The organism is Candidatus Neomarinimicrobiota bacterium (assembly GCA_022573815.1).
Lineage (GTDB): Bacteria > Fidelibacterota > SORT01 > SORT01 > SORT01 > JACZTG01.
The window spans coordinates 1-10317 of sequence record JACZTG010000043.1; the positions used below are offsets into that span (position 1 = coordinate 1).

General features: G+C 43.2%; 5 protein-coding genes. All 5 read left to right on the forward strand.

The window, feature by feature from the left end; all coding sequences use genetic code 11:
* Positions 1-370: 370 nt before the first annotated feature.
* The 5 genes from IIB39_10780 (at position 371) to IIB39_10800 (ending at position 10134) form a co-directional block, all read left to right on the forward strand.
* A complete protein-coding gene (locus IIB39_10780; GenBank protein MCH8929182.1) occupies positions 371-508 on the forward strand; it encodes a hypothetical protein in 138 nt (45 codons plus the stop codon).
* A 587-nt stretch (positions 509-1095) separates the two neighbouring features.
* A complete protein-coding gene (locus IIB39_10785) occupies positions 1096-3825 on the forward strand; it encodes a TonB-dependent receptor (GenBank protein MCH8929183.1) in 2730 nt (909 codons plus the stop codon).
* Between the two features lie 2 nt (positions 3826-3827).
* Positions 3828-7064 (forward strand): hypothetical protein, encoded by a 3237-nt coding sequence (locus tag IIB39_10790; protein MCH8929184.1) that lies wholly within the window; start codon positions 3828-3830, stop codon positions 7062-7064.
* Between the two features lie 21 nt (positions 7065-7085).
* On the forward strand, positions 7086-8174 hold the full coding sequence (locus IIB39_10795; GenBank protein MCH8929185.1) for a PorV/PorQ family protein: 1089 nt from the start codon (positions 7086-7088) through the stop codon (positions 8172-8174).
* Between the two features lie 208 nt (positions 8175-8382).
* Complete coding sequence (locus IIB39_10800; GenBank protein ID MCH8929186.1) at positions 8383-10134, forward strand: T9SS type A sorting domain-containing protein; 1752 nt, start codon at positions 8383-8385, stop codon at positions 10132-10134.
* Positions 10135-10317 lie beyond the last annotated feature (183 nt).

A 10317-nucleotide genomic window follows, 5' to 3' on the forward strand; every position in this document is an offset into this window, starting at 1 on the left:
CCCATGTCGTTCTTCACATTCGGCGGAGCTAAAGGTTCTTTCTTCGGCGATTTGAAGGCGCACGGCAGAGACGGTATTGAATTCTACACCGATAAGAAGGTCGTTATATCACGCTGGTAGGAATATATTAAAAACTTATTTAGTTTAATCTCTGCCTATCACCAAGAATATTTTTATTACACATAATAAAGATTAAAATTATCATCAATTGTCTTGCGTGAGTGTTTTCAAATAGGTATCTTCTTGCCTTATTTTGTAAAATATAAATCAGGCGCTCAAAAAGCTTTATACTGTTTTGTACTCATAAAGAGTTTATTTAGTACTTAATATTATCTGTATAACTAAGTATGTTTATGGGAAGGAGATAAAATTGACAGATTCGACAACCAAAGCAAGAAATAAAGTAGAAAAATTTTTAAATAAGCATAACCATTTTATGGAGGCTGTCAGGACTATAGTCCAGATGGTCAGTCTCGGATTTCTAATATATTTGTCTTATTTTAAATAGTTTGCCACCATTAATTGATCGTGCACCTATTTTTATGCTCTGGTACGGCAGTCTGATAGCCATCTCTTTCTTCCTTACTAAAAACCTTTTAAACCAATAGACAGTAACATTATTCCGAGGTATGGTTGTCTTCGGTGATAGTATAAGGAATATCATTTAAAATATTGCAGTGAAAAAATACTTGACAATTATAATTAGCCCATATACTTTGCCGAAGAAATAGTATCACAATTCAGATAAGCATTTAGATAGTCCGGGCATCTGGTTAGGGAGTAAGTGAGATCTGATGATTCAGGGACAGCTATTAAGTGGGATTCTGTTTGGAGTTGACTTTTTTAAAATACCCTATAATTCATTGAGTTTCCTAATCCGCAAACGATTCGTACAATATTTTGATATTAACGTGATTAGGGAGCCATATTTCCCCGATAGTATTTTAGACTGTGAAGGAATTAATGTCTAAAAGATTATTTCTCAATTCCTTTAGCAATTACAGATTCCCTTACATTCTTAGCACTTTTTTCTTTCTTTTCCTATTTGGATTTTCCACGGCCTTTGGGGGCACGACGGGAAAGATTACCGGTCGTGTGATTGATAAAGCAACGGGTAAACCACTCATCGGCGCAAATGTTATTTTAGAGGATACCATACTTGGAGCGGCAACGGATATTGGCGGAAGATATTTCATCTTGAACATACCGCCGGGAACCTACTCAATAAAAACGAGAATGATCGGATATACCACCACAGTCGTTTCTCAAGTAAAAGTATCGGTGGATTTCACGACTCGCATTAATTTTGAACTTACCACAAGTGTCGTGGAACTCGGTGGTGTGGAAATCATTGCTTCTGCGTCTATCATAAAGATGGACCTTACTTCCACGAGGGCGGTCATCGGGGCGGAAACAATTTCCCAGATGCCGGTAGAGAGTTTTGACGAAGTTCTCGAGTTGCAGGCCGGGATAATAAGGGGGAGTGACAATAAAATTCATATCCGCGGCGGAAGGGCAAGCGAGATAGCCTATTTGATAGACGGAATTCCGGTCAATGACCCTTACTCAAACGAGATTGGAGTAGAGGTTGATAATGAGGCGATACAGGAGCTCCAAGTTATAAGTGGAACTTTTAATGCGGAATATGGACGTGCTATGTCAGGTGTAGTTGATATCGTAACAAAATCCGGCGGAAGAAAGTTCTCTGGAAATATCTCCGGTTTCTTAGGTGATTATATTAGCGCTGACGATGAATTATTTCCCAATATTGATGATTTAAGCGCAAGCGGCTTGACAAATATGCAAGCTACTCTCGGCGGACCGGTTCCCGGTCTCGGAAACAAGTGGTCTTTTTTCGCCTCCGGAAGACGTTTTAAAAACGAGGGTTGGCTTTATGGTCAAAGGCAGGTAACTCCCGGTCTTCTGGACGTATCAAACCCAGTAAGCCCGACATGGACAGTAGAAGATGGCGACGGCGCCTTTGTTCCTATGAATTCATTTTTGAAGAAATCGGCTCAGGGAAAACTCACTTTTAGTCCTTCAACTACAATAAAAGTTTCATATTCTGCGTTCTGGAATAAATTGGATAACCGGGTGTATGACCACCTATTCAGATTTAATCCCGATGGCGACTACAAGCAGAATAAAGACGGGCTCACGCAAATAGCGGCTCTGAACCATACACTGTCTCCCCGAACATTTTATACTATCAAGCTGTCTTTTAACAGTATTGACTTTAGGAGAAGTGTGTTCGATGATTCCATAGATGCGCTTGATCCCAATTATATAGATGTGGAAGCATTTAAAGGGCGCCTTTACGACGGCGGAACAAAGCTTTGGCATTTGGATAGAAACACCACCAGCAAGAGCGGAAAATTCGATATAACCAGCCAGGTAACTAATAATCATCAGATAAAATCAGGATTTGAAATTAGAAGCCACAAACTCAAATTTGAAGAATATAAGGTGATAATAGGAGCCAGTACCGGTTTCTTACCCGTTGCCGCTACAGATGTGCCGGGGAACGTTAATTTCAACAAATATGAACATTCACCGTTGGAAGCTTCCGTATATTTTCAGGACAAGATGGAGTTTGACGATCTGATTATCAATGTCGGGATTCGAGGCGAGCTTTTTGACCCATCGGGCAGAGTTCCGATTGATATAAGAGATCCGGATAATGCGAAATTCTTTAACGTTACGAGTGGGAACGGGTCTGTTGTTCGCATTGCGGAAGGAGATTACGATCCAAATATACACACCATAGTTAGCACTGTAGATATACTAAACGTCCCGTGGGTAGAAAAATATGAAGAGGCAAGTAGATCATATAGCTTAAGCCCGAGAATTGGACTTGCTTATCCGATTACCGACAGAAGCGTGATTCATTTCTCTTACGGACATTTTTCTCAAATTCCGCCATTTCAATTTCTGTATCAAAACTCTGATTTCGAAGTAAGGCGAGGACCATTGAATAAAGACGAAGGCAAAGGAGTTTTCGATAGGGTCTATAGCGCTGATCCGGAGACAGAGGGAAACCTGATGGGCAATGCGGCGTTAAAGTCTCAGCGGACCATCAATTATGAGCTGGGTATTCAGCAACAAATCGGCGAAGATATCGGGGTAGATATTACGGGCTTCTATAAGGATATGAGAAATCTTTTAGGGACTGAAATCGTAGAAATGTATGATACGAGGCTGTACGCCAGGTTTGTCAACAAAGACGTAGGTAATGTTCGCGGTATTACAGTGGCTTTCAAAAAGAGACAATCCAACAATATATCTCTTGCAGTTGATTATACCTTCCAGATTGCAGAGGGAAACGCTTCGGATCCCAGTGATGCATTTCTTGATGCCGTCAGTGGTCGGGAAAGTGAGATCAGGGTGGTACCGTTAGATTGGGATCAAACTCACACTTTCAACACTAATGTCACAATAGTTTTTCGGGATAGCTGGGGAGCCAGTCTTCTTGGTAAACTCGGTAGCGGCTTACCATACACATTTGAACCTCCGCAACAGGGCGCTCAGTTTACTCGTTTCGAAAACAATGAGAGAAGACCAACCCAGATTACATTTGACCTTAACGCGCATAAGGACTTCGTCGTAGGGAATATACGGGGTTCGTTTTTCTTAAAAGTGTTTAATCTCTTTGACCGAAGAAATGAAATAGCTGTTTATAATGATACCGGACGGGCTGGCAGTACGATTCGTACCCAATTCTGGGGCGAATGGACAGATATCGGAACTGTGGACGATTGGGTGAACAGACCTCATATGTTTTCGCAGCCGAGGCGAATTCAGCTGGGATTTAGATTAGGATTTTAATTATGCTTAGAAACTTTATGCGACATCAAAGAGGACTGAAATTAAAAGCTTCAGGGATATTCTTTGTTTTCACAATATTTTTATCGCTTAATGCTACAGCATTCTCTCAGGATCAAAAAGGAGATGTTACATTCCGGAGAATGGGAGTTCATAATGGTAATTTAATAGCTACAATATTTTTCAATCAGGGTGATATAAGCGGCTGGGGCGGCTGGGGATATCCGCCGCCGCGCGTGGAGTGGCCCAAGGGAAGCCAGCACGAGTACGCTGATGAAAATAGTCTTTTTGTGATAGCTGAGGTGACTGATAAGTTTGGTAACAAGATTCACATTTTAAGCGAATCTAGTCTTGACTGGGACGCGACTGATATAAACCTGGAAAACGGCGAGCAAATGGGGTGGGAACCTATACCGGGTTATTTTAATACTGGGCAGGAATCTCCCGCCATGAGTGACCTAATTGAAAGCTGGCCTTCTTTCTGGCCAGACAAGCTCGATCAGGATGACTCCGGCTGGCCCGATTCGTGGAACGGTTTTTTCGGCAGGGATATTTTCCAAGCGGATCAGGAAAGCTATTTTGTAATGGATGATAATTTCAACACGGAATTCCCACAATTTGTTCCGGACCCTTCAGATCTCAGTATTAAGGGGCTTGGATTAAAAGTTGCCATAAGGGGCTTGCAGTGGGCTGACCCGTTAGCTCAGGATGCGATGTTCTGGTTATATGACATCACCAATGTCTCAACTACCACATACGATAAAATCATATTCGGTGAGGTCTTTGACGCTCGCATGGGAGGGCAAGGTGAGGAAAATGACGATCTCGCTGAGTTTATTTCCGAAGGGAACATAGATATAACCTTCTCATGGGATTTAGACGATATAGGCTCAGGCGGATGGTCGCCGGTAGGTTATTTCGGATTTGCTTTCTTGGAGAGTCCCGGAGTCGCCACTGATGGCATAGATAATGATGAAGACGGTTTGGTGGATGAGAGCCGCGACAGCGGACCCGGTAGTTTGATTTTCGGTCCTATCGGTATTTACGGAGAGCCGAAAGAGCATTGGTCCGGCGATGAAGACGGTGATTGGATAAGTTTTAGCGATTTCAACGGCAACGGGATATTGGATCCGGGCGAACCCTTAAACGATGATTTAGGAAAGGATGGGATAGGTCCTGACAATCCATTTTATCCCGGAGAAGATACGGGTGAAGGCGACGGAATTCCCACCGATGGCGAACCAAATTTCGATAAGACAGATGTTGACGAATCCGATCAGATAGGTCTCACAAGTATGGATGCTCATATAGAAAATTCTGTAAGATTTTCAAACGATGAGTCCATGTGGCCTCTTTTATTCCCGGGACATTTCAACCCACCGAATCTCACTGCTGTAAACTTCGAGTTTTTTTACGGCGCTGGTTTTTTTCTATTAGAACCGGGGAAAACCGAACGGTTTTCTCTTGCGATGGTCCTGGGAGAGGATAAAGACGATATCCTCAGGAATAAAAATACGGTACAGAATATATATGACGCTAACTACCGTTTCAAGCAACCTCCTACGAAGCCTTTGGTAAGGGTGTCTGCCGGCGATAAAAGAATAACGCTTTACTGGGACTCTATTGCCGAACGATCCAGGGATCCTATCTATGGTCTTGATTTCGAAGGATACATGATATATAAGAGTACATGGTTCGATTTCTCCGATGCAAATCCGGTCACGGATAGTTTTGGGAATGCCGTCTTTTTTGAGCCTGTTGCTCAATTCGATCTCGTGGACGGATTGGTAGGGCCGCATCCCATCGGCATTGGTTCCGAGCCCGGGATAGACCAACCTACTGGCGCTAACCTGAATATGGGCACCGATACCGGCTTAAAGCACTTTTGGGTTGACACAGATGTCGTCAACGGTCAAAAGTATTTCTATGCGGTTGTTTCCTATGATAAGGGATACGATACCGATTTTTTCGAACGAGGTCTCTCTTCTGATTTGTCATTGGCTATCGCCTCTCCGAGCATAAGCGCTATCGACTTTAAACTGGACAGAACCGGCAATGTAATAGGCGCCGGAATAAACACAGCCGTAGTAACGCCGAATGCGCCGGTCACGGGCTACGTTCCTGCAGCGATATCCGAATTGGATCACATTTCCGGTCCCGGTACGGGAAGAGTAGAATATATGATTTTGGACCAGCTGAATATAAAAGATAACGCAATTTATAATATTGTGTTTGATGACATTTCGGCTCTTGAAATATCTTATTCCATCTTCAATACCACTGATAATTTTCAACTGGTAGCAAATCAAACTGGAATAGACAATGATAACAGCCCTGAATTTGAAGGAATAATGTTGACTGTAATCAATGATCCGGAGATTCTCTGGGATGAAGCTAATTCCGGATGGAAGAGCGGCAGCAGCAATCTCCTCCTTGATGTAGCTGATAAAAAGACCAACGGTGTTGTATTGTTACGCTCGCCTGCGGATTATATTATAGCTTTTGATTCTGAATTTGTTGATATGTCTACAAACGGGAAACCGGCTAAGTTTAAGATATGGGATATTACCTTCCCTGATGATCCGAACCGTGTTAAGTTTTGGTTCAAGGACAAGAATAGTGATGGGAACCTTACAGGAGACTTTAATAACGACTTTATCTACTTGGAGGTGGATGATCCGGACGGCGGCGGCGGGTTAGTGCAAAGCTGGAGAATAGCTTTTAATGAGCCGCCGGATATATTAGACACCAGTTTAACTCTGGACGGTTTTATTATTATTGATGCTGTTGAGGTAGAGCCCATAATTCCGGGAGCTGGCGACACGTTGGCTATATCTATCATTAAACCGTTCAGGTCCGGTGATGTTTTTGAATTTAAGACAATAGGAGCATCCGTGAACGAAGCTGTTGCAAAAACAGGTCTTGATGAGATATTTGTTGTGCCAAATCCTTATGTCGCCTCCGCTTCCTGGGAATCCAGGCTGCCTCCCGGAATCATATCGGGTCGTGGTGAAAGGAAAATACAATTTACTCATCTTCCAAGTAAATGCACGATTCGTATCTACAGCGTTAGGGGATACTTGGTTGACACGCTTGAGCATGACCAACCGTTAAATGACGGTACAGAATTCTGGGATTTGAAAAGTAAGGACGGAATGGATATAGCCTATGGACTATATTTTTATCACGTCGAAGCGCCCGGGCTGGGTGAAATGATGGGTAAATTCGCTGTTATTAAGTGAGACAAACTTATTATGAATCAGATGAAAAATGATATTACAATGCCTGCCCGACGTTGGTCCGGCGGGAAGAAAAGAGCTGTGATACTGAATGTCCTGTTTCTTATCTGGATTACGGTTCTGATGACGCCGGTTTCAACATATAGCCAGATCACGGGTAACGTATCAAAGGTAGGCACGGTTGCAGCTGCATTCCTTGAGATAGAAGTGGGATCTCGCGCTGTCGGTATGGGCGGCGCTTACGTGGCGGTCGTAGATGATGCCACTGCTGTTTTCTGGAATCCCGCAGGATTGGCACGAATTCCTAACAGTGAAGTTGTTTTGGTTCATAATAACTGGCTGGTAGATACGTCTTTTGATTTTGTCGCTGTGGCAATTCCTGTTGGTAATTCAGCGACTTTTGCAGCGAGTATTACATCTTTGAGTACGGGTGATATGGCGGTTAGAACCGTTCAGCTTCCGGAAGGCACCGGAGAACGTTTTTCAACAAATGATTTATCAGCCGCATTGTCATACGCAGTAAATTTGACGGACAAGTTCGCCATTGGCGTAAATGCCAAATATATTTCCCAGAGTGTATGGCGAATGAGCGCGCGGGGATTTGCGCTGGATATCGGGACATTATTTAAAACAAATTTCAATGATATGACTATCGGCATGAGCATATCGAATTTTGGCACTTCAATGAGACTTCAGGGAAACGATACTTTTGTAAATTACGATGAAGCTCCTAATCAAGGTGGAAGCAACGACCGAATTCCGGCGTTTAAACAAACAGAGAGTTATTCTCTGCCCCTTCTGCTTCAGGTAGGGTTGGCTATGGACCTTATCAGTAATGAAAACAACGTGGTAACAGTCGCTATAAATGCGGCTCATCCTAATGACAACACCGAATATGTCAATATGGGCGTGGAATATGCGATTGGAGACGTTCTGGCATTGCGAATGGGATATAAAAACTCGTTTCTTAAAGATTCCGAAGAGGGTATTACTGCCGGAGTAGGGACAAAACTCGTTTTAAACGGAGGAATTTCCTTCACAATTGATTATGCCTACCAGGATTTCGGAAGATTGAATAACGCTCAAATGTTTTCACTTGCGCTCGAATTTTAATAGAGATATTTTGTATTCGAAGCAAAAAATAACGCTTGACAATTGAAGAATGACAATTAAATTGGATTATGTAGAAGTACAAATACCCAAAAGATACCCATAATGTGGTGTAATGCGTGTAAATATTCGCTTTTGTTTCATGTGGATTTTAGATGCAATATTACCAGGTGACTTAAGGGTTGATTGGATTTAATCAAGGAGGAATAATATGATACAAAAGCTACAAATCACTTTTGTGACTGCTGTTATCTTTGCAGCATTAGTGATTACAGCGTCACCGGTTTATTCTCAAATCGGTGATAACACACAGCTATCATTAGCCTGGCATGAAGCGTCTGATTTCGTTTTCACGCGCGGCTATATAATAACGGCTGGCGGTACTTTACGAGACCAGGTAGATATTGACCAGGACGGCAAGGGAGAGTTATTGTCGTATGAGCAAGATGGTGGACAGCATATCGTCTATCTATTTGAGGCTTCTTCTGACAATACCTTAAACATCATCTGGCAGTTTCAATTCTCCGATGGTACACTCGGCATAGCGGGAAATGAACGTGGTATCATGGTAACGGATATAGACCATGATGGTTTTCAGGAGATCGTAGTCATCGTTGATTCTGCTCATCCTGATTCCACAGATGGTTTCAAAGCGGGTTTTATATTCGAGTGGGACGGTACGGACAATGGTATACCTTCCACACCCACGGCGAGGTTTGATCCACCCAGAGATGCAGCCGGCAGAGTCGCTTTGGAGAATAACTCCTTAGCAATGGATATAGACAACGACGGCGAGGTCGAACTTATTCTGACACATCGCGGCGGCAACGGTAAATTACTGTCGATCATTCAGCTTACTTCGACTGACTTAGCAGCTAACGGAGTTACGATGACCGTTGAGTTTGATGAAAATAACACGACACTGGTGACTCCGGCAGACTCTGTTCTCTTTCAGGCGAAGAACACCGGTTTCGGTATAACCGACGTTGATAAGGACGGCTTGAAGGAAATTATCATGTGGGATGATAACTCCGGTTTTGTTCGAGTATATGAAGGCACCGGCGTTAACGGGTACGAATTTGTGAAACAGTGGCAGCCGAACCCGACCGGATGGGCATCGGGCGCTACCGTAAAGAGTCAGGTACCGCATGCGGACTTTGACAAGAACGGCGTTAGGGAACTCTATCTTTCCGATAATAAAGGTAATTCGTGGATTGTAACCCCCAACGGTGTTGTAGCCACGATGTTCGACGACGGTAACTGGACCAAACTCCACGACTGGAAAGTCGGCAACGTTCACAACGAGGGCGGCGAGAACCGCGGAAACCTCATAGGTGATGTTGATCGCGACGGTAAGCCGGATATCTATCTTGCCGGTAACAACTTCGGTTCGATTATGGACATAGAGTATGACGGCGGCGATGTGACTAACGGAGATAATTACAGTTATTTTGTCACGGCGATAGATGCCAATGACGAAGTTGACGGCGGTCACTTTGCTCGTCCCTCCAACATACAGTTGGTTGATATGGATGGTGACGGACACCTTGAGATCCTGGCTATCGTTCCATGGTCGGGCGCTAATCCTGTGGATAACTTGCTTGGATTGTATCTATTCGAGTATAATAACACATCTCCGGTTGCTGTCGGAGTTGATGACGGTTCCTTGGGCAGTCAGCTTCCAAAGACACTCTCTCTACGTCAGAACTATCCTAACCCATTCAACCCAATAACCAATATCATGTATGACGTTCCTGCGTCAGCTAGTGTTTCACTACGCATATACGATATGTTAGGCAGAAGTGTGATAACATTGGTTAATGAACAGCAGAGCGCCGGTTCGTATAATGTTGAATGGAACGGCAAAAACTCGAGCGGAATTCAGGTTACAAGCGGAATCTATTTCTACCGCCTGGAAGCCGGTCAATCCGCAACCACGAAAAAGATGTTACTGCTCAGGTAACATAATAATTTCTCGAACATGAGTGTAATAAGTTCACATAATAAAGCCCTGCGAATGCAGGGCTTTGTTTTTGTGATTATGGAATTACCGAAATAAAAGTAAGAATTACTGAATTATTAAAAACTGAGTGGAATTATTTCCATAGAGGTTAATATTACTGTCACATATATAACCGTAAATCCC

What these genes read in the sequence shown, in the direction of transcription:
- IIB39_10790 (MCH8929184.1), top strand. Translation starts at nt 3,828, where the DNA reads ATGCTTAGAAACTTTATGCGACATCAAAGAGGACTGAAATTAAAAGCT.
- IIB39_10800 (MCH8929186.1), top strand. Translation starts at nt 8,383, where the DNA reads ATGATACAAAAGCTACAAATCACTTTTGTGACTGCTGTTATCTTTGCA.
- IIB39_10795 (MCH8929185.1), top strand. Translation starts at nt 7,086, where the DNA reads ATGAAAAATGATATTACAATGCCTGCCCGACGTTGGTCCGGCGGGAAG.